This is a genomic window from Streptomyces sp. NPDC001668 (assembly GCF_042893155.1).
Taxonomy (GTDB): Bacteria; Actinomycetota; Actinomycetes; order Streptomycetales; family Streptomycetaceae; genus Streptomyces.
Map to the genome: position 1 here is coordinate 673,500 of NZ_JBIAUQ010000002.1, position 26,429 is coordinate 699,928.

The window sequence follows — 26,429 nt, forward strand, 5'->3', positions numbered from 1 at the left end:
GCCTGCGCACAAGCACCAGCACCAGCACCAGCACCAGCACCTCGGAGGGAACCACCCCATGCCGTCGACCGAAGCATCAGGCTGTCCCGCCGGGGCAGGGCGCCGTTCCTTCGTGCGCACGGCCCTCGGCGCCTCAGCCGCGGGCGCGGCACTGGCCGGCGGCGCCTTCGCCCTCAGCGCGAGCGGCGGCACGGCCGAGGCACACGCCGCGGACGACGCCGGCACGGCGAAGGTGCCCTTCCACGGCACCCACCAGGCGGGCATCCTCACCCCCGCACCGGCCGCGGCCACGTTCGTCTCCTTCGACGTCATCGCCGACGACCGCGCCCAACTGGCCGAGCTGCTGCGCACGTTGACCTCGCGTGCCCGCTTTCTCACCACCGGTGGCGTCCCGGCCGACCTCGGCGTGGGCGCGCCGCCCTCCGACAACGGCATCCTCGGCCCGGACGTCCCCGCCGACGCCCTCACCGTCACCGTGGGCGTAGGGGCCTCGCTCTTCGACGACCGCTACGGCCTCGCGAAGGCCAAGCCGCGCCGGCTCACCCCGATGCGGACCTTCCCCAACGACAACCTCGATCCGGCCGCGTGCCACGGCGATCTGTCGCTTCAGCTCTGCGCCGCCCGCCAGGACACGGTGCTGCACGCACTGCGCGACATCGCCAAGCACACCCGGGGCGCGATGCAGATCAAGTGGCGTGTCGACGGCTTCCAGAACGTCCCCCGCCCCAGCGGCGCCCAGCGCAACCTCCTCGGCTTCAAGGACGGCATCGCCAACCCGGAGGTGACCTCGGCCCGTGAGATGAACCGGCTCGTGTGGGTGGGCGGCGGACAGGGCGAGCCGGCCTGGGCGCACGGCGGGAGCTACCAGGTCATCCGGGTCATCCGGATGCTCGTCGAGTTCTGGGACCGGGTCTCGCTGTCCGAGCAGGAGCTGATGTTCGGCCGCCGCAAGGACACCGGTGCCCCGCTCGACGGCTCCGGGGAGACCGACGTCCCGAACTACGCCAAGGACCCGCACGGCACCGCCATCCCCCTGGACGCGCACATCCGCCTCGCCAACCCGCGCACCGCCGGAACCGACAACTCCCGAATCCTGCGCCGGGGTTACAACTACGACCGCGGTGTCGACGCCGTCGGCGACCTGGACATGGGCCTCGTCTTCTGCTGCTACCAGCAGGACGTACAGCGCCAGTTCGAGGCCACGCAGACCCGTCTGATCGACGAGCCCCTCGTCGACTACATCTCCCCCACGGGCGGCGGCTACTTCTTCGCCCTGCCCGGCGTCCGCGACACCGGCGACTGGCTGGGACGGGGACTGCTCTCGGCTTGACGGCCACGCCGAACTCCCGTGAACCGGCCGGGCCTTCGCGGGAAGGCGTCCGCGTCTGTACAGTCCCCGTTCCTGTTGCCATGCTCGGGTGAGGCTGGGAACGGAGGCATCGTGCTTCGGGACCTCGTGGCGGCTGCGCGGACAGAGCTCGCCTTCGCCGTGCCGCTGCGCCGAAGGCTGCACGCCGTGCCGGAGTTGGGCGGGCAGGAGTTCGCCACCGCGCGTCTCGTCGCCGACTCCCTGCCCGTGCGGCCGGCGTTCGTGAACGGCACGACGAACCTGGTGGCCCGGGTGGGCGGTCCGGGACCCGCGGTCCTCGTCCGCGCCGAACTCGACGGCGTCGAACTCCGGGAGGAGACCCAGGCCCCCTACGCCGCCGCGAACGGACGCATGCACGCCTGCGGACACGACGTGCACTGCGCCGCGCTGGTCGCGCTGGTCCGCGCGGCGCACCGGCTCCGGGACAGGTTGCCCGCTCCGCTGCTCGCCGTGTTCCAGGCCAGTGAGGAGCGCACCCCGTCGGGGGCCGAGGAGATCCTCAAGGACGACGTCTCGGTCGGGGCCGTCCGGGCGGCCGTGGGCGCCCATGTGCATCCGGAGATCCCGTGGGGGCGGCTGGGAGCGGATCCCGGCACGGTCAACGCCGCCACCTACGGCTTCGAGATCCTCGTCGAGGGCCGGGGCGGGCATGGCGCCTATCCGCATACGGCCCTGGACCCGGTGCTGGCTCTCGCCCAGGTGGTGGTGTCGCTGCACACATTGACCGGCCGCCGGGTGGATCCCCTGAATCCGGCGGTCCTCAGTATTTGCCACCTCTCGGCCGGCTCCGGCGAGAACGTCATCCCGTCCAGCGCACGAGCCCTCGGCACCCTGCGCGCGATGGACGGCGACGACCACAAGAGGTTGCGCAAGCTCGTGCACTCCGTCGTCTCCCAGGTCGCCGAGGCGCACGGCTGCGCCGGCAGCGTACGGCAGACCAGGGACGAGCCCGCGCTGGTCAACGACCCCCGGCTGACCCAGGCCACGCGCACCGTCGCGCGGCAGGCCGGTGTGCGGCTCGCCGAGCCGTGGCGTTCCTGCGGTGGGGACGACTTCGCCCGCTACGGCACCCGCTGGCCGTCGGTCATGATCTTCGTCGGTCTGGCCGGCGGCCCCGGCTTCGTCCCGGCCGGCCTGCACAGCCCCTTCTTCCTTCCGCCCGACGACGCGGTCGGCCAGGTGGCGCTGGCTCAGACGCTCGGCTACCTGGCAGCGGCCGGAGCGGCAGGGGCGGACCTCACTCCCTGACCTTCACGATGGGGAGCGACTTGGTCTTCAGACGGCCGAACAGGCTGCTGAAGTGGTCGCACAACTGGGTTCCGGAAGCGCGGTCCTCCATCACCATCACCCCGTGCAGCCCGAGCAGGGCGAAGCGGTCCCCGGGCTGATCGATACGGGTCGGAATGGTGAACTGCAGTTCCTCGTCGTCGACCAGCAGGATCGACGGGCAGTTGGGCAGGAAAGGGATCACCCGCATCTGGATGTCGATCCGGCGGTTGGCCCCGGCATGCCGGGCGATGTCCATGACCCGGGCCAGATGCCCGAACGCCTGAAGGTCCCCCGCCATGTCCTCGCGGCGCAACTCCACGCCGTTCACGGAGCGTTGGACCATCTCGGCGTAGATCTCGGGGGGCCGCTGGATGAGCCGGTGGTACGAGAGGGGGCCGTCCGCCCGGCCGTTGACGGACAGGCGCCGGCTGAGGCAGTCCTCTATCGCGTCGAGATACTCCGACCTGTTGTCCGGCGGGTCGAGGAGGGTCGCCCCCTCCCCTTCGGGAGGGCTGTAGTCGCTGACGACGTAGATGCGGCGGCGGGCCTTGCGCACGGCGGCCGTGGCGACGTCGTACCCCGTCCCGTCCTCCTCGTCGCCCTGGCTGTCGGGGACGAACCGCACCCCCGCGTGGACGAGGTCGATGTGCCGGTCCAACTCGTTGCGCAGCCGGGACAGATGCGTCGAGACCTCGCGATTGAGCGTGCTCAGGTCGGCGTGCACCTGCTCCTTGGTCTCCCGCAGCGCGCCGGAGACCTCGTCCTCCGTGGCGAGCCTGAGCCGGTCGATGGCGAAGGCCCCCGAAGCCGCCAGCAGGCACAGGGCGAGGACACCGACGCCCACCCGGGTGTCCTCGACGAGCAGCGCGATTCCGTATCCGGAGGCGAGGGACAGGATGATCTTCAGCAGGTCGATGGCGGTGAAATGACGCCTGAGGAATCGTCGGAGATCGGAATCGGGCACGGCCTGGTTTCCCCCTCAATTCGGCCGATTCGGGCACCTCTTGGGTGGAGCGGAGAAGCCCGGTGATCCGGCGTACCGTCCGGTGCGGTCCTGCACGTCCTGGAAGCGCTCCTGGGTTTCCTGCGCGACATCCCCCAGCAGACGCCTCTCGATCTCCGCGAGCGGCGGGGTGTCGGACGTCCAGTCCGTGGCCCGGAACGGCCGCTCCGCCTGTGCGTAGGGATCGCGGGACCTGCCCGCCTCCCGCATGCGCGCCACGGTCTGCAGCGCGTCGGGAGATCCCGTGAGGCTTCTCGTGCCGGTGTCCGCTCCCCCGAGGTTGGTACGCGGCAGGTTGATGTGTCCCAGCCGCCACCGGTCGATGTGCAGCCCGATCGTCCGGGTCAGGGTCCGGATTTCCTGAGAACCGCCCTGGGACATTCGGGCCAGGGCCGGATACAAATCCCGCATGAGTTCGAAATGCAGCCCGACGGAATGGCTGCCGCTGGTCAGGCCGAGGGCCACCCGGATCCCGTGGTATTCCTCGGTCGTCAACTGGTCCACCAGCAGATCCGTCATGCGTACGACGGCGTCGAGAAGGCGGTCCGCCCGTCGGAGCAGGGGCACGGCCCGGTGCTCCTCCTCGCGGTCCATCGCGTCGACGGCACGCTCGATGTGGTCGTTGACGACCTGGACCAGCAGCTCCGGCATCTGATGGGCAGCCCGGAACTGCATGAATACCGTTTCCCCCGGCAGCTGCCGCTCTCGCACAGCTTCTCGGACCGCTTCCGGCTGCACGAAGTCCTCATACCCGCTCGGCGCCCCGGCCACGCAGAAGTACTCGAGGCAGGTCCGCTGGAGCATCGCGTACCGCAGCACATGCCGTTTCCACTGCACTGCCGACCGGGATTCCGCGAGCGGTTTCAGCTCCTGTGCGAGCTCCCGCTCCACATTCACCAGGTGCCGCCACGACGGAGAACTCACGACGGCGAGAAGGTGCGGGCCGTCCTCCTCGTCGAGAGGGGAGAAGTCCTGCACGAGCCAGGCCAGCTCGTTCCATACGCGGCCGAAACCGACCATCCACTCCAGGCAACGGGTCGCTCCCGCCTCGTCACCGGCCCGGAGCTTGTTCACAGCTGCGGCCGCCAGTTCCCCCAGGTTCACCAGGCCCACTTCCGCGGCCTGGAACAGAGCACGCAACGCCTGCCAGGAACTGCCACGCTCAGGGACGGTTCCGTTCGAAACCGCCTCGAAAAGCGCCGGCAACGATTGCAGATCGTCATACGACGCCGCAACTGGAGAGTCCACTATCACCACCCTTCCCTTCGGCCTTATCAGCCTTTTCGCGCCAATGTGAGGGCTACGGTACCCGCTAAATCCACGCCTCTCATATGGACCGGAACAGAGCGCGGAGCCGCGCACCACAACGGGTCTACGGCCATGGACGCCGGGGGCGGGGGACGCAGTTGCGGCACCTGCGGGACGCCGCGTCAGCACGTGACCTTCACTGCCACAAGGTCGATACTGCCGACAGGGCGGTGCCGAGCCCGTCCGTTGTTCCCATCCGGAGGTACTCATGAAGATGCTGATCAACGTCCCGGAAACCGTGGTCGCGGACGCCCTGCGCGGCATGGCGGCCGCCCATCCGGAGTTGACGGTGGACGTCGAGAACCGGGTGATCGTACGGCGGGACGCCCCCGTTGCAGGGAAAGTGGCCCTGATCTCCGGTGGCGGCTCCGGGCACGAGCCGCTGCACGGCGGTTTCGTCGGACCCGGGATGCTGTCGGCGGCCTGCCCGGGCGAGGTGTTCACCTCGCCGGTGCCCGACCAGATGGTGCGGGCGGCGGCCGCGGTGGACAGCGGCGCCGGTGTGCTCTTCATCGTGAAGAACTACACGGGTGACGTGCTCAACTTCGACATGGCGGCCGAACTCGCCGAGGACGAGGGCATCCAGGTCGCGAAGGTCCTGGTCAACGATGACGTGGCGGTGACCGACAGCCTCTACACGGCAGGCCGCCGGGGCACCGGCGCCACCCTGTTCGTGGAGAAGATCGCGGGGGCCGCGGCGGAGGAGGGGCAGCCGCTGGAGCGGGTGGAGGCGATCGCCCGGCAGGTCAACGAGAACTCCCGCAGCTTCGGAGTCGCCCTCAGCGCCTGCACCACTCCCGCCAAGGGCAGCCCCACCTTCGACCTGCCGGCCGGCGAGCTGGAACTCGGGGTCGGCATCCACGGCGAGCCCGGCCGGGAGCGGCGGGCGATGATGACCTCGCGGGAGATCGCCGACTTCTCGGTGCACGCGATCCTGGACGACATGAGCCCGCGCAACCCCGTGCTCGTGCTGGTCAACGGCATGGGAGCCACCCCGCTCCTGGAGCTGTACGGCTTCAACGCCGAGGTGCAGCGGGTGCTCGCCGACCGCGGGGTCGCCGTCGCGCGCACCCTGGTCGGCAACTACGTCACCTCGCTCGACATGGCCGGTGCCTCGGTCACCCTGTGCCAGGTGGACGAGGAGCTGCTGCGTCTGTGGGACGCGCCGGTGAAGACGGCGGGGCTGCGCTGGGGAGTGTGAACAGGCGACCGACGTACCGACCACGCAAGGAGATCCAGTGCTCGACGCCGACTTCTTCCGCCGTTGGATGACGGCGACCGCCGCCTCTGTGGACCGCGAGGCGGAACGGCTCACCGCCCTCGACTCGCCCATCGGGGACGCCGACCACGGCAGCAACCTCCAGCGCGGGTTCACCGCGGTCGCCGCGACCCTGGAGAAGGAGGCCCCGGACACTCCGGGCGCGGTCCTCACCCTGGCCGGACGGCAGCTCATCTCGACCGTCGGCGGCGCTTCGGGGCCCCTGTACGGGACGCTGCTGCGGCGGACCGGCAAGGCCCTCGGGGACGCCGCGGAGGTCGATGCCGCACAGCTCACCGAGGCGCTGCGGGCCGGAGTGGAGGCCGTCATGACGCTCGGCGGTGCCGCCCCGGGCGACAAGACCATGATCGACACATTGGTACCGGCCGTCGACGCCCTCGGTACCGGCTTCGCCGCGGCACGGACGGCCGCCGAGCAGGGCGCCCTGGCCACCACGCCGTTGCAGGCCCGAAAGGGCAGGGCCAGCTATCTCGGCGAGCGCAGCATCGGGCACCAGGACCCGGGCGCGACCTCGGCCGCCCTGCTGATCGCCGCGCTCGCGGAGGCCGCAGGTGAGTGACGGGAAGCTGGTCGGGATCGTGCTGGTGTCGCACAGCGCGGAGGTCGCCGCGTCCGTCGCGGAGCTGGCGAAGGGGCTCGCGGGCGGCGGTACCGAGGTGCCCGTCGCCGCTGCCGGGGGCACCGAGGGCGGCGGACTCGGGACGAGCGCGGAGCTGATCGCCGGCGCGGCCGCCGCCGTGGACCGGGGCGCCGGGGTCGCCGTCCTGACGGACCTCGGCAGTGCGGTGCTCACCGTCAAGGCGCTGCTGGCGGAGGGTGACGAACTCCCGGAGGGCACACGGCTGGTGGACGCCCCGTTCGTCGAGGGAGCGGTGGCCGCGGTCGTCACGGCGGCGACGGGGGCGGACCTCGCGGCGGTGGAGGCGGCCGCCGCGGAGGCGTACAGCTACCGGAAGGTGTGACCGCTTCCGCCTGACCCCTTCCGGCGACGGCCAGGGCCGAGCGCAGGGTCCGCATCGGCTCGGCCCTGCGCCGTCGCGCGATCGGCGCCGGCGTCGCGAGCTCATTTCTCCCGCACGAACAGTCTCGCCAGCCGCTCCCCCGTCGCGACGGCGGCGGCATGGTCCTCGATCGGCTTCACCTGCGAGTTCCTGAAGACGATGTAGGTGACGCCGGAAGGTGTGCCACCCCCGCGCGGATCCGGGCGGATCCCGAGGGCCTTGGCGGTGGCGTAGGACGCCTCGCCGATGATGTGGCCCGGGCCCACGTCCCCGACGACGGCGTACTGGACCCGGTCCCCGTACACGACGGCCGCCACCGCGCCGCCGCGCACCCCGTGCTCGCGGTGGTCCCAGATCCGGCTCGGGGCCGGCACCACGATGTACGGCAGACGCTCGGCACTCAGGTACCGGCCGTCGGACTGCTGGTAGGCGGTGGCGTCGGAGAACAGCGGGTCGGTGCGCCGGTTGCAGCGGCTGCCGGGCCGGCCGTCGCAGTCGATGTCCATGTCGGCCTTCCAGAACACGGCGTCCCGGGTGCCGCAGACCGGGATGCTCGCGGCCGTGCCGTCGTCGCTGCGGTAGCGGCCGCGCGAGACGGGGTCGCACGTGCGCGCCCTGGCCAGGAGCTCGGCGGCCCCGACCTCGCCCTCGCGCGCCGCCACCACCGGCTGCGTCCCGGCGGCGGTGGGCTCCATGGCGGGAGACGTCGTCGGGGCCAGCAGAGCGGCACTTGCCGCGGCCAGTGTCAGCGACTGGACACGCACGATAAAGGACCCTCTCCTCGGCGGCATTGACGAGCACTCAGCCCAATCTGATGCCGCCTCAGCGGAGCGGCCACCGCAGGGGGGCCGGACGGGGCAGGGGCCGGGGGCCCGGGCCCCGACGGACCCCGGCCTCCCGGCCACCCGCCAGGGCGCGGGGACAGCGACGACAGCGGCCCGCGCCGCCGGCGCGAACTCCGTTTCCCTCAGGGAGAGTTCGGCCGTGAGATCCTTCAGCATACGAAACCCTCCCGCGCCCGGCCCACGCGGTCCGCCCTCTTGCTGCGGTCCCACGAACGGCGCCATATTGGTCCGGACCATTGCGTCAGTGGTGTCCGTCCGGGAGGCAGCGACGTGCGAGGCGTTCCCGTACCCCTGTGCCTGTGTGCCGCCCTCGTGTTCGTCGGCTCCTGCGGACGGGACGGACCGGACTACGGCGAGAGCGGCCGGCTGCCCGCCGCCCCCGTGGGCGTCACCGCCGCCGCGGGCAGCGCGACCAGCGTGCACGTGATGTGGAACGCCGTCGGCGCGGGGATCGAGCGCTACGAGGTATATCGCGGCGCCACAAAGGTCGAGGAAGTGCCTGGTGCACAGCACATGGTGGATGTCACCAGGCTCGAGCCCGCCACCCCGTATGTCTTCAGCGTGCGGGCCCGCGACAGCGAGGGCCGTCTCGGCCCGCCCAGCCGGGAGGTGTGGGCGAGGACCCCGGCGGTCACGGCGGCGGACCGCTCGGCCCCGACCCGCCCCGGCGAACTGCGCGGCCGCACAGCGGGCAGCCGGGCCGTCCAGCTGAGCTGGGCCGCCGCCACGGACGACCGGGACGTGGTGTCGTACGACATCTGTCAGGGGAGCACGAAGATCCACAGTGTGGGCGGCGACCAGACGGCGGCCGTGGTCACCGGGCTGCGTCCGGGCACCCGGTACGCCTTCACCGTCCGGGCCCGGGACGCGGCCGACAACCTCTCGCCGGCCTCGGACCCGGTCCGCCTGACCACACCGGGCAGCGACGACGGCCGGGACACGGCGCCGACGGACTTCCGCGCGGCCACCCGGCGGGGGAGCGACGGCGCGTACTACCTCGACCTGGCCTGGACGCCGCCCCGGACGGACGGCGTCGTCACGGAGTACCAGGTCCACCTCGACGGCAGGGCGGCCACCTCGCTCGTGTTCGGCGGCACGCCTCCGCGCGGGAGGGCGACGTACAGCTTCTACCTGGGACGCGAGGCCGGGGAGCGGCACCGGGTGCGGATCCGGGCGCGGTTGCCCGACGGCACCTGGGGCGGGCTGTCGGCGCAGCGGTCCGTGACGACGGGGGCCGGGGCCTCCCCGTGACGGCCGCTCACGTCCGCGCCGGACGAGGTGATCCGTCACCTGTCCGGCCGCGCTCCGTGTGCGGACCGGGCCGGGGGCGCGTTGGCTACCCCTGAGGCAGCACGGGCTTCCCCCACCTCGGCGGCGCCACGGATGTACCGCCGACCGTGCCGCCGGAGGGCAGTCCATGCGCACTTCTCAGCTTCTTCTCCGCTCCGGCCTGACCGTCGCGGCCGTCGCCGCGCTGCCGCTCGCCCTGACCGCCGGGCCCGCCGCCGCGGCAACGGGCATCTCCGTGAGCACCTCCGGATCCACGGTCTCGGTCACGACCACCGCCTGCTCCCGCACCGCCCCCACCGGCGGCTGGGGCACGGCCTCGCTCCTCACCAGCAGCCAGGCGAACTTCAGCCAGGGGCGGCAGGTCGCCCTGTCGGGGACCACGTCGCTCCAGTCCGCTGCCTGGTCCAACGTGAGCCCGGGGACGTACACCGTCATCGTGATGTGCGCCTACAACAACAGCACGGCGGGCACCCAGTCGATCATCGTCTCGGGGTCCGCCACGCCCACGATCTCGTCGACGGCCACGGCCTCCCCGTCCCGGGGTGTCATGGGCGGCCTGGGCGGCGCCACCGAGGACTACGGCACCCTGACCCTGGCGGCCGGCGGCGGCCTGGTGGCGGTCGGCGCGGTGGCCGCGGGGTGGTTCCTGCGCAGGCGCTCGCGGCCGTACCGCCTCTGAAACGCCATCGGTCGGGCCGTACGCCCGCGAAAGGCCGTCAGCTGTCCGGGAGTTCGGCCAACTCCCGCAGTGCCTCGGCGAGCCACTGCGTCCAGAAGGTCTCCAGCTCGATGCCCGCGCGCAGGACCAGGTGCTGAAGCCTGGCCTGCGCGCTGTCGTTGCCGGGCGGGAAGTCGCGCTTCTCGATCTCCTGGTACTCGGCCAACTGCCGTCGGTGCAGGTCGAGATGGCGGCGCAGGTCGGCTTCCAGGCCCTCCGTGCCGACGACGGCGGCCGCGCGCAGCCGCAGCAGGAGCGTGTCCCGGTGCGGCTTGGGGTCCTGCGCCGCGGCCGTCCAGCGTTCGAGTTCGGCGCGGCCCGCGGGCAGGACCTCGTAGCTCTTCTTCTGCCCGCGGGTCGGCTGGGCCGTGGGAATGGCCCGGATGTGCCCCTCGGCCTCCAGTTTTCCCAGCTCGCGATAGATCTGCTGGTGCGAGGCCGACCAGAAGTAGCCGATCGACCTGTCGAACCGGCGGGTCAGGTCCAGCCCCGCCGACGGCCTTTCGAGCAGTGCGGTGAGGATCGCGTGCGGGAGTGACATGGGGTCATCCTAGGGACGGCGTCTGTTCGTCTAGAGAGCCGCCGCGACCTCGGTGCCCTGCTTGATGGCACGCTTGGCGTCCAGCTCGGCGGCCACATCGGCACCGCCGATCAGGTGCGTGCTGCGGCCCGCGGCGACGAGCTCCTCGTACAGGTCCCGGCGCGGTTCCTGCCCGGTGCACAGCACGATGGTGTCGACCTCCAGGACCGTGCTCTCCTCACCGACGGTGACATGCAGTCCGGCGTCGTCGATGCGGTCGTAGCGCACCCCTGGGACCATGGTGACGCCCCGGTGCTTGAGCTCGGTGCGGTGGATCCAGCCGGTGGTCTTGCCGAGCCCGGCGCCGACCTTGCTGGTCTTGCGCTGGAGGAGGTGCACGGTGCGGGGCGGGGCGGGGCGTTCGGGGGCCGTGAGTCCGCCGGGTGCCGTGTAGTCCATGTCGACGCCCCACTGGCGGAAGTACGTGGCCGGGTCCTCGCTCGCCTTGTCGCCGGCGTCGGTGAGGAACTCGGCGACGTCGAATCCGATGCCGCCCGCGCCGAGGATCGCGACCCGGTCGCCGACGGGGGCGTTGTCGCGCAGGACGTCGAGGTAGCCGACGACGCTCGGGTGGTCGACGCCCGGGATGTCGGGGGTGCGCGGGCTGACGCCGGTGGCGACGACGACCTCGTCGTAGTCGGACAAGTCCCCTGCGGTCACCGGGGTGTCGAGCCGTACGTCCACGGCGTGGGCATCGAGCTGGTGGCGGAAGTAGCGGATCGTCTCGTCGAACTCCTGCTTGCCGGGGACCCGGCGGGCGACGTTGAGCTGGCCGCCGATGTCGCTCGCGGCGTCGAACAGGGTGACCTGGTGGCCGCGTTCGGCGGCGGAGACCGCGCAGGCGAGACCCGCGGGGCCGGCTCCGACGACCGCGACGCGCTTCGTCAGCCGGGTCGGGGAGAGCACCAGCTCGGTCTCGTGGCAGGCGCGCGGGTTGACCAGGCAGGAGGTGATCTTCCCGCTGAAGGTGTGGTCGAGGCAGGCCTGGTTGCAGCCGATGCAGGTGTTGATGGCCTCGGGCGTCCCGGCGGCCGCCTTGTTCACGAACTCCGGGTCGGCGAGCATCGGGCGGGCCATCGACACCATGTCCGCGTACCCGTCGGCGAGCAACTCCTCGGCCACGTCGGGGGTGTTGATGCGGTTGGTGGTCACGAGCGGGATCGACACCTCGCCCATGAGGCGCTTGGTCACCCAGGTGTAGGCGCCGCGCGGGACGGAGGTCGCGATGGTGGGGATGCGGGCCTCGTGCCAGCCGATGCCGGTGTTGATGATGGTCGCCCCGGCGGCCTCGACGGCCTGGGCGAGCGTGATCACCTCGTCGAGCGTGGAGCCGCCCGGGACGAGGTCCAGCATGGACAGCCGGTAGACGATGATGAAGTCCTCGCCGACGGCCTCGCGCACCCGCCGCACGATCTCCACGGGGAAGCGCATGCGGTTCTCGTACGAGCCGCCCCAGCGGTCGGTGCGGTGGTTGGTCTGCGCGGCGATGAACTCGTTGATGAGGTAGCCCTCGGAGCCCATGATCTCCACCCCGTCGTAGCCGGCCCCGCGGGCGAGGCGGGCGGCGCGGGCGTAGTCGTCGATGGTCCGCTCGACCTCGGCGTCGGTGAGCTCGCGGGGCACGAAGGGGCTGATCGGGGCCTGGAGGGGGCTCGGGGCGACGAGGTCCCGGTGGTAGGCGTACCGGCCGAAGTGCAGGATCTGCATGGCGATCCGGCCGCCCTCGCGGTGCACGGCGTCGGTGATGACCCGGTGCTGCTCGGCCTCCGCGTCGGTGGTGAGCTTGGCGCCGCCCTCACCGGGCCGTCCCTCGTCGTTGGGCGCGATGCCGCCGGTGACGATCAGCCCCACTCCCCCGCGTGCTCGCTCCGCGTAGAAGGCGGCCATGCGCTCGAAGCCGCGCTCGGCCTCCTCCAGGCCGACATGCATGGAGCCCATCAGGACGCGGTTCGGCAGCGTGGTGAAGCCCAGGTCGAGCGGGTTCAGCAGGTGCGGGTATCGGCTCATGGGGCCCCTCCGTCGCGGTCTCGTGCCTCTCTGTTCTAGAGGACGGCGACGCGTTTATGCAACTAGTTGCACAACCGGGGAGGGGTGATCCGGACCACGCTCTGGTGGCTTCAGGTGTACGAACACGTGATGGCCGGCCCCACCCCTCGGGGTGCGACCGGCCACCACGGTGTCGTAAAGACCCGGCAACCCGTCAGCGGCTCTCGAGCCGCACATGCAGTTCGCGCTCCTGATCCCCGGACGCGGACGACAGGTCCCGCACCGTGAACATCGAGTCCAACGTCGTCCGAAGCTGCTCGATGGCCCAGTAACCGCCCTGCGCGTCGGCCTCGACGGAGGACGACAAGGGCGCCGGCGGCGGACAGGAACGCGCCTCGGTCACTTCGAACGTCCCCATCCACACCATCGGCCGCGACTCGTGCAACTGCTGCGGCACGTCGTCCGCACCCCGGTCGGACTCGAAGCACGCGGACAGCGTGTCGAAGACGATGCGCGCGTCCTCCGCGCTGCATCCGCTGATCTCCAGGGAGACGGACTCCTCGTGCGCTCGCTCACGATCCATCGTGGTCGCTCCTCTCGTGGCGGTGACCGGACCGACGGGTTCCCCGCGAGCCGCGCCACACCCCCAGAAAAGCACCACCTTTCCCAGAGCACTACCGGCGGCGGTCCTGGCGCTGCGGACGGTCCCGGTGCGGATCGAACAGGGGTACGGCGATCCCCGCGAGGACCAGGCCGGCGGCGACGAGAATGCCCTCGGGCAGAGCCATGCCCGAGGTCAGGAGGGTCAGGGCGACGGCCAGGGTCCCCCAGGCGCCGGTGCGCCGGTACTCGCGGGGCCGGGCGGGCCGGCCCGACCCCAGCGCACGCGCGAACCGTGGGTCGTCGCGCTCCAGCCGTGCCGCGAGGTCGGTGAGGTGTTCGTCGTCGGGCCGGCACATGACTCCTCCTCCACACGGGCCCCTACCGTTCGGCGTCCGCCCCCGCCGCGACGGAGACCGGCACCGCTGCGGTGTCGTCCCGCGGCTCCCGGGACCGGCGCGCCCCCAGGACCCGGGCCAGCAGATGGGCCCGCCCCGCGGCCACCGGGCCGAGAACGGCCAGGACAAGGACATACCCGGCGATGAACGGCGCCAGTCGCGCGTCGAGCCCCGCGCCGGCCGCCATCGCGCCCAGGATCAGGGCGAATTCGCCCCGGGCCACGAGGGTCGTGGCGATGTCGGCGGCGGCCTGGGCGCCGTAGCCGTAGAGACGGGCGACGAGCAGGCCGGCGACGACGTTCATCACGATGGTCACGGCGGCCGCGGCGGCGACGGGACCGGCGACGGACGTGACGACGCCGGGGTCGATGGACAGCCCGAAGGCGAAGAAGAAGATCGCGGCGAAGGCGTCACGCAGCGGGTGGACCAGTCGCCGGATACGGGGCCCGGAGGGCGTGCCGGCCAGGATCAGGCCCACCATGAACGCGCCGATGGCGTCGGCGACACCGAGCACCTCGGAGACCCCGGCGACGAGCACGGCGGCGCCGAGGAAGCTGATGACCAGGAGTTCGTCGTCCCGGACCTGGACCAGCCGGCCGATCCAGCGGGTCCCGTAGCGGGCGGCGGCGGCCAGCACCAGCAGGAACCCGAAGGCCTTGCCCGCCTGGAGAAGTACTTCCACGGGGCCGCTGGCGCCGCTGATGACCGGCTGGAGGGCCGCGAGGTAGAGCGCGAGGAAGATGTCCTCCACCACGATCACCCCGAGGATCAGCCGGGTCTCGGGGCGGCCGATCCGCCCCAGGTCGATGAGGATCTTGGTGACGATCGCGGACGAGGAGATGCCGAGGACCCCGGCGAGGACCAGTGCCTCCCGGCTCCCCCAGCCCAGCGCGAGGCCGAAACCGAGTCCTGCGCCGACGTTGGCCACCAAGTAGATCCCGCCCGCCGCGAGCAGGCGCCTGCCACCGGTGCGCAGGTCGTCGACATGGAACTCCAGGCCCAGGTAGAACAGCAGCAGCACCAGACCGAGCGCGGAGAGCATCTCGAAGTCGTGCGCGTCCTCGACCAGGACCAGGCCGGGGGTGTGCGGGCCGAGCAGGATGCCCGCGAGCATGAACAGCGGGATGGTCGGCAGTCCGATCCGGCCGCCGAGGCGGGCGAGGAACGCGGCGGCCAGGAAGGCGCCGCCCATCGCGAGCAGGGTGTCAGTGTGTCCCACGGGTCACCTCCCCCGGGGGCGCGGACGGACGTGCGTGCTGTGTCTCACGGGGGTGGATGCGACGTCTCCCTTGGTTCAGTGGGGTATTTGTCCCACCGTCGCATCCGGCCCCCGCGTCCCGACATCGGTGCCGACCCCCATTTCACGGCCGGCCGGCACCTGCCCTTCAAAGGCCTGCTTCCGGCTCAACTCCTGGTGAAGCGGTACGTCTTGCTGTCCGTCAGCACACAGAAGCCGGGCGAGACGACGATCACGCGCAGGGTTCCGGTACGGCGGTCGTAGTCGATGCCCTCCGCCTCGAACTCGCCCGAGCAGGAGCTCCTCAGGGGCAGTTGGCGCAGTGCCGTGACGTGCCCGGTGACGTTCGCCGAGCCGGTCGGGGCGGCGGACAGGTCGATCTGAAGGAGCGGCTTGGTGTAGCCGAAGAGCGTGCCCGCCGGGTCGTCGGAGGAGCACAGCAGCTGGGTGGCGCTCAGGAAGTCGCAGCCCTGTACGTCGCGGACGGCGTGGTCGAGGGTGACGGTGGCCGCCTGCGGGAGGTTCGCCGAGGGCGAGGTGCTCGCGTTGACGCCGGGTGTGGGGAAGACCAGGAAGCGGGTCATGGTGCCGTACTCACCGGAGAGCATCCACTGTCCGTCGGGCGAGACCGCGACCCAGGAGTTGTTCAGCGCCTCGCCGGGGCTGAGCGTGTGGACGTACTCGGACCAGGTGCCGTCCGGCGCCTGCACGCGGTACATCTTCGCGGTGCCGGAGTCGGCCTGGTAGGGCTCGATGTAGTGGCCGTCGTAGGAGGCGTCCGGGTCGCCGACGTGGTTCCAGCCGCGGCTGCTCACGCCGACGGGGATGGTGCCGATGCCGGTGTACCGGTTGGCGGATCCGGCCGGGACCTCGACCGAGGCGAGCCCCTGGCTCTCGGTGAGGGGGTTGGCGCGGTCGGAGCCGGCCTCGGTCCAGGTGTCGGCGGCGGAGGCCGGCGGGGCGGCGGCCAGGAGGGCCGTCGCGGTGAGGGTGAGAAGGGCTGCGAAGACCGCGTGACAACGCTGTCTGGCGCGCAGGGGCATGGATGACTCCCGGGGCTCCTGGGGCGGGGGGTGAGGTGGATCGGCGGACAGTCTGGCGCCCTACGGCGGTCATGTACAGGCCAAACGAATGAACAGGAGGCGATCCACGGAACGGAGAGGGACGCCGTCGGCGCGGCGAAGGGGCCTTCGTCACCCCGGCGCACTTCACCGGACGCGCGCCCCCGTGTTGAGGGATGGTGGAAGAACACGACCGCGTGGTCACGGAGACCGTTGAGCGCGGTAGAACAAGGGGAAGTCGGCACGGGGGTACGGCGTGCCGCGAGGACGGTCGAAGGCGGTTCGTGCAATGGGTGCAGCCGGAATACCCGCTCCCGAGGGCGGAGAGCCAGCGCCACGGGGCGCCGGGCCCGCGTCCCCGGCCGGTGAGCCCGCGCGCGGGCCGGTACGGCCGAGCGGACTGCTCGACGAGCTGGGCATGGCCTCGGTGGTGCTGGACGCCGAAGGCCGCATCGTGCTGTGGAGCCCGCAGGCCGAGGAGCTGTTCGGCTACAGCGCCCAGGAGGCACTCGGGCGGTACGCGGCCCATCTGATGATCCACGAACAGCACGCCGACCTGGTCGTCAAGCTGTTCGCGGACGTCATGGAGACCGGCCAGAGCTGGGCCGGCGCCTTCCCCGTCCGGCGCAAGGACGGCGGCACCAGGCTGGTCGAGTTCCGCAACATGCGCCTCCTCGACGACCGCGGCCACGTCTACGCGCTCGGCCTGTGCGCCGACCAGTCGACCGTGCGCCGCCTGGAGCGGGACGTGGCGCTGTCGACCCGGATGGTCTCCCAGTCCCCGATCGGGCTGGCCGTGCTGGACACCGAGCTGCGCTACGTCTCGGTGAACCCGGCCCTGGAGCAGCTGAACGGCGTCCCGGCCGCGGAACACGTCGGCCGGAAGATCGGCGAGGTCCTGCCGCATCTCGACGTGGCCGCCTTCGAGGCCGCCGCGCTCGAGGTGCTGCGCACCGGCAAGCCGCTCGTCGACCAGCACACGGTCGGCCGCACCCCCGCCGACCCGGACACCGAGCACGCCTGGTCGGTGTCGCTCTACCGCCTGGAGGACGCTCTGGGGACCGTCCTCGGGGTGGCGGGTTCGGTGCTGGACGTCACCGAGCAGCATCTGGCGACCGTGGAGGCCGAGACGGCCCGGCGCCGCCTCGCGCTCGTCGCCGACGCCTCCGCCCGCATCGGCACCACCCTGGACCTGGACCGCACGGCCCGGGAGCTGGCCGACGTGGCCGTCCCGGAACTCGCGGACGTGGCGGCCGTGGACCTGCTGGAGGCGGTGGTGCAGGGCAGGCCCAGCACCCTCAGGCCCGCCGAGCCCGCCGTGATGCACCCCCTGGCCGTCGACGCGGCCGGCGCCCCGGAGGCCCTGGGCGCGGCCGATCCGCCCGGGCAGGTCGCCCGCTACGCCCCCGAGCGCCTGGTCACCGAGTGCGTGCGCACCGGACGCCCGGTCCTGGTCGCGCAGGTCGGGCCCGAGGATCTCGCCCGGATCGCCCGCTCACCGGAGGCGGCCGCGCTGCTGGGCCGGGCCGGGGTGCACTCCTACCTGGCCGTGCCGCTGATCGCGCGCGGCGAGGTGCTCGGCGCCCTCGACCTCAAGCGCGTCCGCAATCCGGAGCCGTTCGGCGAGGACGACCTGCTGCTGGCGCGGGAGCTGGCCGCGCGGGCGGCGGTGCAGATCGACAACGCCCGCTGGTACCAGGACGCCCGCAACACCGCCCTCACCCTCCAGCGCAGCCTGCTGCCCAGCCACCCCTCGGTGACCGGTGGCCTGGAGGTCGCCTCCCGCTACCAGCCCGCGGGCGCCACGGCCGAGGTCGGCGGCGACTGGTTCGACGTGATCCCGCTGGGCGAGGGCAAGACCGCGCTCGTCGTCGGCGATGTGATGGGCAGCGGCATCAACGCGGCCGCGACCATGGGGCGGCTGCGCACCGCGACGACCACCCTGGCCTCCCTCGACCTCGACCCGGCCAAGCTCCTCGAACACCTCGACCGGATCACCGAGGACCTGGACCACTCCATCGCCACCTGCGTGTACGCCGTGCACGATCCGCGGCTCGGGCAGTGCCGGATCGCCAACGCCGGGCATCTGCCTCCGGTACGGCTGCGCCCCGGCCGGCCGCCCGAACTGCTCGAACTTCCCACGGGGGCGCCGCTGGGCGTGGGCGGTGTCGCCTTCTCCACGACCACCGTCGACCTCGCCCCCGGTGACCGGCTCGTCCTGTACACGGACGGTCTCGTCGAGACCCGGCAGCATCCGCTCGACGAGCGCCTGGACGCGCTCCTCGACCTGCTGGACAGCCCCGACGGCCCGCTGGAGGAGGTCTGCGACCTGCTGCTGCGCACCCTGCACCAGCCGGACAACTCCGACGACGTGGCGCTGCTGATCGCGCGGGTGCAGACACCGGTGACCTGAGGGGCGTGCGCGGAGGGGGCCTGAGCCCCCCCCGGTCCGCGGGTAGGGCTCCGGCCTCCGCGTCGCCGTCGCCGTCGCCGTCGGCCAAGTCACCAGGTCACCAGGTCACACAGGATCGCGGCCGGCCTGCGGGGCGAGGCCGCGCGCGGCGAGGGGAACGCCGAGGCGGGGCTGCTCCCGTGCCTGGCCGGGGAAACGGCAAGGACTACCGGGTGGACGGCTACGGGGTCACGGAAGCCGGCCCTCGGCGCGCGCACCGGCGCGCAGCGCGCCGCGCCTGCGAGTGCCGCCACCAGCACTGCCGCCCTGGTCCGCCCTCACCGGGGAGAGGGACCCCGGCCCGGATGGTCCGGCATCACGGGGATCCCGCGGTCGAGGGCAGCGCGTCCTGACCGACGGCGGGCACCGTGGCGGGCCGCCTGGGCAGCAGGAGCGGGGTGGCCAGCAGCAGGAGGCCGGCGAGCGCGATCGCCTCACGGGTTCCGGTGAGGGTGGCCAGCAGGCCCCACAGGGCGGTCAGGGCCGCGGTGGTCAGCTTGCCGGTGACCGACCAGGCGGACAGGGTGCGCACCACCCGGTCGGTCGGCGTCATCTCCAGCCGGTAGGTGGAGAACACCGGGTTGAAGACGGCACAGGAGGTGATCACCCCGAGTTCCACGGCCATCACCAGCAGCAGCCCGGCCGTACCGGGGCCGACGAAGGCCAGGCCGAGCGGCCAGCACGCGCGCAGGACGCCCGAGGTGAGCAGGACGCGGTGCTGTCCGTACCGGGTGACCAGGGGACGGGCGATCCGTGAGCCGAGCAGACCGCCGAGACAGGGCACCGAGAAGGCGAGGGCGTACTGCCAGGGGGCGAAGCCCAGCGGACCGAGCATGAGGACGGTCAGCAGCGGCACGGGCACCATGATCAGGGCGTTGACCAGGACCGTGTTGAAGAACAGGGGCCGCAGGGCGGGGCTCGCCAGAATGTGGCGCCAGCCTTCGAGGAGGGAACCCTTCGCCGCTCCCGCCGGCGCGGGCCGGGGCTCGCCGCCGCCGATCGCGCGGATCCCCAGCGCCGACAGCAGATAGCTGACGGCGTCGGCCAGCAGGGTCGTCACCGGTCCGAAGAGCCCGATGGCGGCCCCGCCGAGAGGGGGGCCGATCACGATGGTGGTCCAGTTCGTGGCCTCGAACCGCCCGCCGGCCACCAGCAGGTCCTCGGGGCCGACGAGGGACTTGAGGAAGGCCCCGGAGGCGGCCGTGAAGGTGATGTCGGCCGCCGCGACGACCACCGACACGGCCAGGAGCTGGAGGAAGCTGAGCGCCCCGAGCGCGTAGGCGGCGGGCACGCTCAGCAGGGCGGCGAACCGTACGAGGTCCATGGCGACCATCACCGGCCGCTTGCGGCGGAACTCCACCCAGGGCCCGAGCGGCACCGCCACCGCCGCCCCGACCGCGAGCCCGGCGGCCGCCAGCGCGGACACCGCTGCGGGGCCGGCGTGCAGCACCACGACGGCGACCAGGGGGAAGGCCCCGAACGACAACGAGGTGCCGAAGGCGCTGACCGCGTAGGCCGCCCACAGCCACCCGAACCGCCGCCCCAGCGACCGTCTCCCGCCCACGCCCGAACCCCCCTCGCCGACAACCTCACGTTGGCCGACGCCATCCAACCGAGTGCCGGGCCCGCCGATCAAACAACCACGGCAGCGCCCGGCCACAACTTGGGGTTGTGGCGGGACGCCCTAGGCTTCCCGCATGGATCTCGACGCCGTACGCACCTTCGTCGCCGTGGCGGACGCGGGGCGCTTCCAGGAGGCCGCCGACCGGCTGGCGGTCACCCAGCAGGCCGTCTCGAAGCGGGTCGCCGCGCTGGAGAAGGACCTCGGGGCGCGGCTGTTCACCCGCACTCCGCGCGGCGCCCGGCTCACCATCGACGGACAGGCGTTCCTGCCGCACGCCCGCGAACTGCTCCGGGCCGCGGAACGGGCGGCCGCCTCGGTACGGCCCGGCAGCCGGGCCCTGCGCGTCGACGTGATCGGCCGCCGCCTCGCCCCCGCGGAGTTGCTGCGCGCCTTCCACCGCACGCACCCCGGCATCGAGCTCGACGTCGTCACCCTCTTCGACGCCGACGCGGCCGTCGCCGCCCTGCGATCCGGCACGATCGACGCCACTTTCCGCGCGGTCCCCCAGTCGGCGGGACGGGCGGCCGACGGCATCGAGTCGGTACGGGTCTACGACGAACCGGTCCAACTGCTCACCGGCTCCGGCCACGCGCTCGCGGGAGCCCGCTCGGTGGAAATCTCCCGGCTGACCGGGCACCGTATCTGGATGCCCGGCCTGGTCACCGGAACCGAGTGGGGCACCTACTACGACGACCTCGCCGCCGCCTTCGGCCTCACCATCGAGGCCACAGGCCCCGACTTCGGTACCGATCCGCTCCTGGACACCATCGCCGACTCCCCGGCTCTGGCGACCCTCGTCGGCGAGCTGACCCGCCTGGTCTGGCCGGCCGACCAGGACCTGCGCCGCATCCCGGTGCACGGGCCCACCCCGGTCTATCCCCACTCCCTGATCTGGCGTACCGACAATCCGCACCCGGCCCTCGCCGCCCTCCGGGCCCACCTGCATGCCACCCGTCCCGAGCCGCCGGGTGCGGGGACGTGGGCGCCGGGCTGGGCCTGAGAGCTCTCAGGCCAGGAGGATCTCGACAGTGATCGCCGCCGCCAGCACCACATAGACGGTGCACGCGGCATAATTCAGCACGGCTGTCGCTTTTGTCGAGCCGGTGAGCCGTGCATGAAAATATCCGGCCGACACTCCGATGCACCCGTACAGAATTACTTCCATCAGGACGTTGACGACACCGAGAACAGCCATCTGCAGCTCGGGATTGTCTGCACTCCCGACGAACTGCGGGAGCACCGCGAGATAAAAGAGGATGATTTTCGGGTTGGTCAGACTGACCAGCACCCCTCGCCGATACCACCCACCTTTCACGATATTCCCGTCTCCGCTGATCGCACGACGCACACTTCGCATGGTCACGTACGCCAACCACAGCAGATACACCGCGCCCAGTATTCTCACCGCGTCGAGCACCGATGGGTGCGACCGGGCGAGCTCCCCCATTCCGGCAACGGCGGCGGCGACATAGACGCTCATCCCCGTCCCTATACCGAGGATGGCTCTCAGGGCGGACAGGCGGCCACCTTCAAGGCCCACGGCGAGCATGTAGGCCATATCAGGCCCGGGCGGAGCGAGAAAGAGCAGGATCACCGCGATGTAACCCGGCAGTACCGCTAAATCCACCATCGTCAACCAACCTCCGGCTTGTCGATCAGGGCCGAGTAGCCCCGGTCGATGGCCGGAAACAAGCGTGATCGCCGTCGGCCGGCCTCTCGTCCCTGGTGCCGATCACGACGTGGGCGTACAGCTCCTCCGAGACCGCCAGACGGGCCGTCAGACCGCTGCGGGTGAATGCGTCGACGGCGGCGGAGGCCTGGCGTTCGCTGGTCTCCACGAGGAGGCAGCCGCCCGGTGCGAGCCATCGAGGGGCCTCGGCCGCGACGCGGCGCAGGACGTCCAGGCCGTCGGTGCCGCCGTCGAGGGCGACCAGCGGCTCGTGGTCGCGGGCCTCGGTGGGAAGCAGGGCGACCTCTTCGGTGGGGACGTAGGGCACGTTGGCGGCGAGGATGTCGACGCGGCCGCGCAGGTCGGCGGGGAGGGCCTCGAAGAGGTCGCCGGTGTGGACGCGGCCGCCCGCGTCGGCGGTGTTGCGGCGGGCGCAGTCCACCGCGGCCGGGTCGATGTCGGCCGCGTGCAGCTCGACGTGGCCCAGCGCCGCGGCGAGCGCGGCACCGACCGCGCCCGAGCCGCAGCACAGGTCGACGACGACGCGGGCGCCCGGCGCCTGGGCGAGGGCCTGGTCGACGAGGAACTCGGTGCGCCGGCGGGGCACGAAGACACCGGGGGCCACGGTGACGCGCAGTCCCCTGAACTCGGCCCAGCCGACGACGAGTTCGAGGGGGTGGCCGCTGACCCGGCGGTCCACCATGTCGGCCAGTTCGTCCGGGGTGCGGGCGGCGCCGAGGATCAGCCGCGCCTCGTCCTCGGCGAAGACACAGCCAGCGGCGCGCAGCGCGGCGACGACGGCGTCGGAGGACATGAAGCGGGGAGAGAGGGAAGGCATGGAAGCCGAGAGCCTTTCGGGAGCCGAAGGGCGCTCCCGCGGTCACCTAGGGGCGGTGATCCGCGCCGGTTCGAGGGGAGAGCACCCGATCTGACACAGCGTTGATGGGTCTCACCTCCTCGGCACCTCACGGCTGGGACCGCCCTCAGCCGGACGGCCACCCTACCCCAGCGCGTCCTGAGTTGTACTCTGCAACCAGTACTACGTGGGAGGTCCGGTGGAAGCAGCCATGGCCGTGGAGACGATCCAGCGCGAGATGACGGTCTTCGCGCGACGGGCCCGGGCCTCGGCGGGCCGACTGCATCCCGAGCTGTCGCTGGTCTCGTACACCCTGCTCGGACATCTGGAGGAGCGTGACGGCTGCCGCGCCACCGACCTGGCCGCCCACTACGCCCTGGACAAGTCCACGGTGAGCCGCCAGGTCGCCGCCCTGGAGCGGGCCGGCCTCATCGAGCGGCGCCAGGACCCGCAGGACCACCGGGTGCAGGTGCTGCATCTGACCGAGGCCGGCCGGCGCATCCTGGGCCGGGTCACCGTGAGCCGCCGCGCGGCCGTGGGTGAGCGGCTCGCGGACTGGCCGCAGGAGGATTTGGAGCGGTTCGCCGGCTACCTCGTGCGCTACAACGCCTGGCCCGGTCCGGGCGACGACCTCTAGGACACCGCCTCCGCCAACCGCTCGGGCACCCGTGCGGCGAGGAAGGCGGTGGTGCGCCGGAGCCGGAAGCCGAGGGCCTCGTAGAGCCGGATGGCCTGGGTGTTTCCGGCGCCGGTGTGCAGGAACGGCGTCTCGCCACGCTGCCGTATGCCGTGGGCGACGGCGAGGATCAGGCGGGTGGCGAGGCCCTGGCCGCGGACGGCGGGGTCGGTGCAGACCGCGCTGATCTCGGTCCAGCCCGGCGGGTGCAGCCGCTCCCCCGCCATCGCGACGAGGGCGCCGTTTCGGCGTATGCCCAGGTAGGTGCCCATCTCGATGGTGCGGGGCAGGAACGGCCCGGGCCGGGTGCGGGCGATCAGGTCGAGGATCTCGGGCACGTCGTCGGGTCCGAGGCGGACCGCCTCCGGGTCGGGCGCGGCGGCGAGACCGTCGTCCACGAACTGCACGCCGTCCACCTGGAAGGTGACGTCCCAGCCCTGCGGCAGCCGCCCCACGAATCCCGTCAGCGGCACCTCGGCGCCGGGGCCCGCGAGCGCCGCGAGGTCGGCCCAGTCGCCGTCGTCGGGCTCGTCGGGCATGGCCAGCCACGGCGAGACGTCGACGGGGTAGCGCAGGACCCGGCCGCGCTTCTCGGCGAAGTGGGCGTGCGGGCCGGTCAGGGAGGCGAGGGCCGGGTTGTCGAGGACGTGCGGCACGCCGGCGCTCATCGGGCGACCTCGATGACCGTCTTGCCGCGGGCGTGGCCGTCCTCGACCGTGCGCAGCGCGTCGGCCGCCCTGTCGAGGGGGAACGTTTCGGTGATGTGGGGGTCGAGGTCGCCGTCGACCACGAGCCGCGCGACCTCCTCGAGTACGGCCGCGTTGCGGGCCCGCGTCACGCGCGCACCGCCGAGCCGCCGGACGTCCTCCTCCGGGGCGCCGGCGGTGATCAGCTTCGTCCGGTCGGTGAGCAACTCGGCGGCCTCGGCGAGCACTTCGCCGCCTACGAGGTCGTACACCCCGTCGAAACCGTCCGGTGCGGCCGCCCGGGCCCGCTCCGCCCAGCCGTGCCCGGAGGGGACGTGGACGGCGCCGAGCGACTCCACGAAGTCCTTCTTGCCCTCGCTCGCGGCACCGACCGCGCGCAGACCGAAGGCGCGGGCGATCTGGACGGCCGCGGCGCCGACTCCCCCGCCCGCGCCGGTCACCAGCAGCGTGGCGCCGGCGGGCAGACCGAGCTGGCGTATGCCGTCGTACGCGGTCGCGGCGGCGACGGGCAAGGTGGCGGCCACCGGGTGGGACAGCTCCGCGGGCTTGTGCGCGGCGATGGCGGCCGGCACGAGCGTGTACTCGGCGTAGCCCCCGGCCACCGCGGTGCCGAAGACCTCGTCCCCGACGGCGAACCCGTCCACGCCCTCCCCGATCTCCTCGACGACTCCGGAGACCTCGTTGCCGAAGACGACGGGGAAGACCCGCTCACCGCTCTCGCCGGGGCGGCGGTAGCCGTTGCGCTGCTTCCAGTCCACGGGGTTCACGCCCGCCGCGCGGACGGCCACCAGCAGCCGGCCGGGGCCGGGTCGGGGCCGGTCCACGTCCACGAACGCCTCGGTCTCCGGTCCGCCGTACCGCGTGAAGACGTACGCCTTGGGCATCTGCTTCCTCCCTCTCCTCGCGCTGCCACCGGGACACCGGCCCGGCACTCCAGCGCCAAGGAGCGGCGCGCGGCGGCTATTCCCGCTCCCGCGCGGTGTTCATACGGCCGCAATGATCGGGGCACTGACCTGGGACGGAGCACGCGCGACGACAGCGTACGGTGGAATCATGAACGTCACCCGAGGCTTCACCGGGCGCCCCCGCGTTCACAACGCAGGGCTGCCACCGGGCCAGTACGACGCCGGCGACGACTGGCCCGTCCTCTCCGCGGAGGTCACCCCGGACCTGTCACCGGCCGACTGGACATTCCGGGTGGACGGACTGGTCGAACAGCCGCGCACCTGGGACTGGGACGAGGCGCACGCGCTGCCCGGGTCGGCCTACGAGGGTGACATCCACTGCGTGACGAGCTGGTCGAAGTTCGGGGTGCGCTTCGCGGGTGTGTCGCTGGACGCGTTCTTGAATGTGGTGCGGCCCCATGGCTCCGCCACCCATGCCGTCGCCTACTCGCACACCGGGTACACCACGAACCTGCCGCTCGCGGACCTGACCGGCGGGCGGGCCTGGATCGCCTGGGAGTACGACGGGAAGCCGCTGCCCGCCGAACACGGCGGTCCGGCGCGGCTGCTGGTGCCGCACCTGTACTTCTGGAAGAGCGCCAAGTGGGTCGCGGGGCTGACCCTGCTCGACCACGACGAGCCCGGTTTCTGGGAGCAGAACGGCTATCACGCGCGGGGCAACCCGTGGGAGGAGCAGAGGTACTCCGGTGACTGAGACCTTCGCCCCCGTCACCCGGTTCGCGGTGCCCGGGCGTATCGCCGTCAGCAACCGGGCCGCCTCGGTGTGGCAGACCGCCACGCTCACCGAGGTCCGCCGGGAGACCCCGTACGCGTCCACGTTCCGCTTCGCGGTGCCCGGCTGGCAGGGGCATCTGCCCGGGCAGCATCTGATGCTGCGGCTGACCGCCGAGGACGGTTACACGGCCCAGCGCCACTACTCGATCGCCTCGCCGCCGGAGGACTCCGGGCACATCGAGCTGACCCTGGATCACGTCGAGGGCGGTGAGGTCTCGGGCTGGTTCCACACGGTCGCCGAGCCCGGTGACGCGGTCGAGGTGCGCGGGCCGCTGAGCGGGTTCTTCGCCTGGCCCGGTGACCGGCCCGCGCTGCTGGTCGGGGCCGGCTCCGGGGTCGTACCGCTGATGTCGATGGTGCGGCACCACCGGGCGCGCGGCCTGGACGTGCCGCTGCGGCTGCTGGTGTCGGCGCGCAGCCCCGAGGAGCTCATCTACGCGCGGGAGTTCGGCGCCGAGACGACCCCCGTGTTCACACGGAGCGCGCCGGGCGGGGTGCCCATCGGGCGTATGTCGGCCGCCCATGTGGCGCCCCTCCTGGCCGAGCAGCCCGAAGGTGGGTGGGAGGCCTATGTGTGCGGATCCAACGCGTTCGCCGAGCATGCCTCGCGGCTGCTGGTGGAGGCCGGTCAGCCGGTGGACCGTATCCGGATCGAACGCTTCGGCTGACCCCGGCGCGCCTGTGCACCGCGGGCCTACGGGCCTATGCGCGCCGCCTGCGTATGTGGGCCGCCCCACACGTGAACGACGCGGATGGCGGGGT

26 protein-coding genes are annotated in these 26,429 nt (G+C 72.3%); 12 read left to right on the forward strand and 14 right to left on the reverse strand.

The annotated features are described in order from the left end of the window. Positions 1–58 precede the first annotated feature (58 nt). Positions 59–1,330: an iron uptake transporter deferrochelatase/peroxidase subunit gene (gene efeB, locus ACFYZ8_RS08505; RefSeq protein ID WP_388532102.1), complete on the forward strand. Its 1,272-nt coding sequence runs from the start codon at positions 59–61 to the stop codon at positions 1,328–1,330. A 111-nt stretch (positions 1,331–1,441) separates the two neighbouring features. Then, positions 1,442–2,617 (forward strand): amidohydrolase, encoded by a 1,176-nt coding sequence (locus ACFYZ8_RS08510; RefSeq protein ID WP_359037017.1) that lies wholly within the window; start codon positions 1,442–1,444, stop codon positions 2,615–2,617. On the opposite strand, the gene ACFYZ8_RS08515 is transcribed toward ACFYZ8_RS08510, so the two are convergent. Together ACFYZ8_RS08515 and ACFYZ8_RS08520 are read right to left on the reverse strand one after the other, a co-directional pair. Next, the gene (locus ACFYZ8_RS08515; protein WP_359037015.1) at positions 2,607–3,602 is read right to left on the reverse strand and encodes a hypothetical protein; all 996 of its coding nucleotides are present in this window, start codon (positions 3,600–3,602) and stop codon (positions 2,607–2,609) included. The genes ACFYZ8_RS08510 and ACFYZ8_RS08515 overlap by 11 nt on opposite strands. Before the next feature lie 15 nt (positions 3,603–3,617). Continuing rightward, positions 3,618–4,781, reverse strand: coding sequence for a hypothetical protein (locus ACFYZ8_RS08520; protein WP_359037012.1), 1,164 nt, complete (start codon positions 4,779–4,781; stop codon positions 3,618–3,620). Positions 4,782–5,157: 376 nt separating this feature from the next. On the opposite strand from ACFYZ8_RS08520, the gene dhaK reads away from it, so the two are divergent. From dhaK to ACFYZ8_RS08535, 3 genes are read left to right on the forward strand one after another with little or no spacing between them, the layout of a single operon-like run. Then, positions 5,158–6,150, forward strand: coding sequence for a dihydroxyacetone kinase subunit DhaK (gene dhaK / locus ACFYZ8_RS08525; protein ID WP_359037010.1), 993 nt, complete (start codon positions 5,158–5,160; stop codon positions 6,148–6,150). Between the two features lie 37 nt (positions 6,151–6,187). Next, positions 6,188–6,787, forward strand: coding sequence for a dihydroxyacetone kinase subunit DhaL (dhaL, locus tag ACFYZ8_RS08530; protein ID WP_359037008.1), 600 nt, complete (start codon positions 6,188–6,190; stop codon positions 6,785–6,787). Beyond that, positions 6,780–7,190 carry a PTS fructose transporter subunit IIA gene (locus ACFYZ8_RS08535; RefSeq protein ID WP_359037006.1) on the forward strand — a complete coding sequence of 137 codons (411 nt, stop codon included), beginning with the start codon at positions 6,780–6,782 and terminating at the stop codon, positions 7,188–7,190. Before dhaL ends, ACFYZ8_RS08535 begins: the two co-directional genes overlap by 8 nt. A gap of 101 nt (positions 7,191–7,291) precedes the next feature. On the opposite strand, the gene ACFYZ8_RS08540 is transcribed toward ACFYZ8_RS08535, so the two are convergent. Further along, positions 7,292–7,993, reverse strand: a complete 702-nt coding sequence (locus ACFYZ8_RS08540; RefSeq protein ID WP_359037004.1) for a glycoside hydrolase family 75 protein — start codon at positions 7,991–7,993, stop codon at positions 7,292–7,294. A gap of 351 nt (positions 7,994–8,344) precedes the next feature. On the opposite strand from ACFYZ8_RS08540, the gene ACFYZ8_RS08545 reads away from it, so the two are divergent. Continuing rightward, positions 8,345–9,325, forward strand: coding sequence for a fibronectin type III domain-containing protein (locus ACFYZ8_RS08545; RefSeq protein ID WP_388531288.1), 981 nt, complete (start codon positions 8,345–8,347; stop codon positions 9,323–9,325). Positions 9,326–9,491: 166 nt separating this feature from the next. Beyond that, positions 9,492–10,043: a hypothetical protein gene (locus ACFYZ8_RS08550; protein WP_359037000.1), complete on the forward strand. Its 552-nt coding sequence runs from the start codon at positions 9,492–9,494 to the stop codon at positions 10,041–10,043. A gap of 37 nt (positions 10,044–10,080) precedes the next feature. Here ACFYZ8_RS08550 and ACFYZ8_RS08555 read toward each other — a convergent pair whose 3' ends face one another. From ACFYZ8_RS08555 to ACFYZ8_RS08580, 6 genes are all read right to left on the reverse strand, one after another. Continuing rightward, the gene (locus tag ACFYZ8_RS08555) at positions 10,081–10,623 is read right to left on the reverse strand and encodes a PadR family transcriptional regulator (protein WP_359036998.1); all 543 of its coding nucleotides are present in this window, start codon (positions 10,621–10,623) and stop codon (positions 10,081–10,083) included. 30 nt (positions 10,624–10,653) lie between these two features. Beyond that, the gene (locus tag ACFYZ8_RS08560) at positions 10,654–12,669 is read right to left on the reverse strand and encodes an FAD-dependent oxidoreductase (RefSeq protein ID WP_388531283.1); all 2,016 of its coding nucleotides are present in this window, start codon (positions 12,667–12,669) and stop codon (positions 10,654–10,656) included. Positions 12,670–12,862: 193 nt separating this feature from the next. After that, on the reverse strand, positions 12,863–13,231 hold the full coding sequence (locus tag ACFYZ8_RS08565; protein WP_359036994.1) for a hypothetical protein: 369 nt from the start codon (positions 13,229–13,231) through the stop codon (positions 12,863–12,865). Positions 13,232–13,322: 91 nt separating this feature from the next. Beyond that, on the reverse strand, positions 13,323–13,607 hold the full coding sequence (locus ACFYZ8_RS08570; RefSeq protein ID WP_359036992.1) for a DUF3040 domain-containing protein: 285 nt from the start codon (positions 13,605–13,607) through the stop codon (positions 13,323–13,325). Between the two features lie 22 nt (positions 13,608–13,629). After that, positions 13,630–14,865, reverse strand: a complete 1,236-nt coding sequence (locus tag ACFYZ8_RS08575; protein ID WP_388531280.1) for a cation:proton antiporter — start codon at positions 14,863–14,865, stop codon at positions 13,630–13,632. 185 nt (positions 14,866–15,050) lie between these two features. After that, entirely contained in the window at positions 15,051–15,926 is an 876-nt protein-coding gene (locus tag ACFYZ8_RS08580) for a hypothetical protein (RefSeq protein ID WP_388531277.1), read from the reverse strand. A 307-nt stretch (positions 15,927–16,233) separates the two neighbouring features. Between ACFYZ8_RS08580 and ACFYZ8_RS08585 the strand changes: the two genes are divergently transcribed. Continuing rightward, entirely contained in the window at positions 16,234–18,357 is a 2,124-nt protein-coding gene (locus tag ACFYZ8_RS08585; protein ID WP_388531274.1) for a SpoIIE family protein phosphatase, read from the forward strand. Positions 18,358–18,712: 355 nt separating this feature from the next. On the opposite strand, the gene ACFYZ8_RS08590 is transcribed toward ACFYZ8_RS08585, so the two are convergent. Then, positions 18,713–19,960: an MFS transporter gene (locus ACFYZ8_RS08590; protein WP_388531271.1), complete on the reverse strand. Its 1,248-nt coding sequence runs from the start codon at positions 19,958–19,960 to the stop codon at positions 18,713–18,715. A 133-nt stretch (positions 19,961–20,093) separates the two neighbouring features. Here ACFYZ8_RS08590 and ACFYZ8_RS08595 point away from each other — a divergent pair, with 133 nt between their 5' ends. After that, the gene (locus ACFYZ8_RS08595) at positions 20,094–21,020 is read left to right on the forward strand and encodes a LysR family transcriptional regulator (protein WP_388531268.1); all 927 of its coding nucleotides are present in this window, start codon (positions 20,094–20,096) and stop codon (positions 21,018–21,020) included. Between the two features lie 6 nt (positions 21,021–21,026). Here the strand turns inward: ACFYZ8_RS08595 and ACFYZ8_RS08600 are convergent, their stop codons facing one another. Further along, complete coding sequence (locus ACFYZ8_RS08600) at positions 21,027–21,650, reverse strand: LysE family translocator (protein ID WP_359037099.1); 624 nt, start codon at positions 21,648–21,650, stop codon at positions 21,027–21,029. 25 nt (positions 21,651–21,675) lie between these two features. Further along, positions 21,676–22,527 carry a putative protein N(5)-glutamine methyltransferase gene (locus tag ACFYZ8_RS08605; RefSeq protein WP_388531265.1) on the reverse strand — a complete coding sequence of 284 codons (852 nt, stop codon included), beginning with the start codon at positions 22,525–22,527 and terminating at the stop codon, positions 21,676–21,678. Positions 22,528–22,756: 229 nt separating this feature from the next. On the opposite strand from ACFYZ8_RS08605, the gene ACFYZ8_RS08610 reads away from it, so the two are divergent. Continuing rightward, a complete protein-coding gene (locus ACFYZ8_RS08610) occupies positions 22,757–23,182 on the forward strand; it encodes a MarR family winged helix-turn-helix transcriptional regulator (RefSeq protein ID WP_388532100.1) in 426 nt (141 codons plus the stop codon). On the opposite strand, the gene ACFYZ8_RS08615 is transcribed toward ACFYZ8_RS08610, so the two are convergent. Next, entirely contained in the window at positions 23,179–23,889 is a 711-nt protein-coding gene (locus ACFYZ8_RS08615; protein WP_359036978.1) for a GNAT family N-acetyltransferase, read from the reverse strand. The genes ACFYZ8_RS08610 and ACFYZ8_RS08615 overlap by 4 nt on opposite strands. Continuing rightward, the gene (locus tag ACFYZ8_RS08620) at positions 23,886–24,812 is read right to left on the reverse strand and encodes an NADP-dependent oxidoreductase (RefSeq protein ID WP_388531262.1); all 927 of its coding nucleotides are present in this window, start codon (positions 24,810–24,812) and stop codon (positions 23,886–23,888) included. Before ACFYZ8_RS08620 ends, ACFYZ8_RS08615 begins: the two co-directional genes overlap by 4 nt. Positions 24,813–24,981: 169 nt before the next feature. Here ACFYZ8_RS08620 and ACFYZ8_RS08625 point away from each other — a divergent pair, with 169 nt between their 5' ends. Further along, complete coding sequence (locus tag ACFYZ8_RS08625; protein WP_359036975.1) at positions 24,982–25,587, forward strand: sulfite oxidase-like oxidoreductase; 606 nt, start codon at positions 24,982–24,984, stop codon at positions 25,585–25,587. Continuing rightward, positions 25,580–26,335 (forward strand): ferredoxin reductase, encoded by a 756-nt coding sequence (locus ACFYZ8_RS08630; protein ID WP_388531259.1) that lies wholly within the window; start codon positions 25,580–25,582, stop codon positions 26,333–26,335. Before ACFYZ8_RS08625 ends, ACFYZ8_RS08630 begins: the two co-directional genes overlap by 8 nt. The last annotated feature ends 94 nt before the right edge of the window (positions 26,336–26,429 follow it).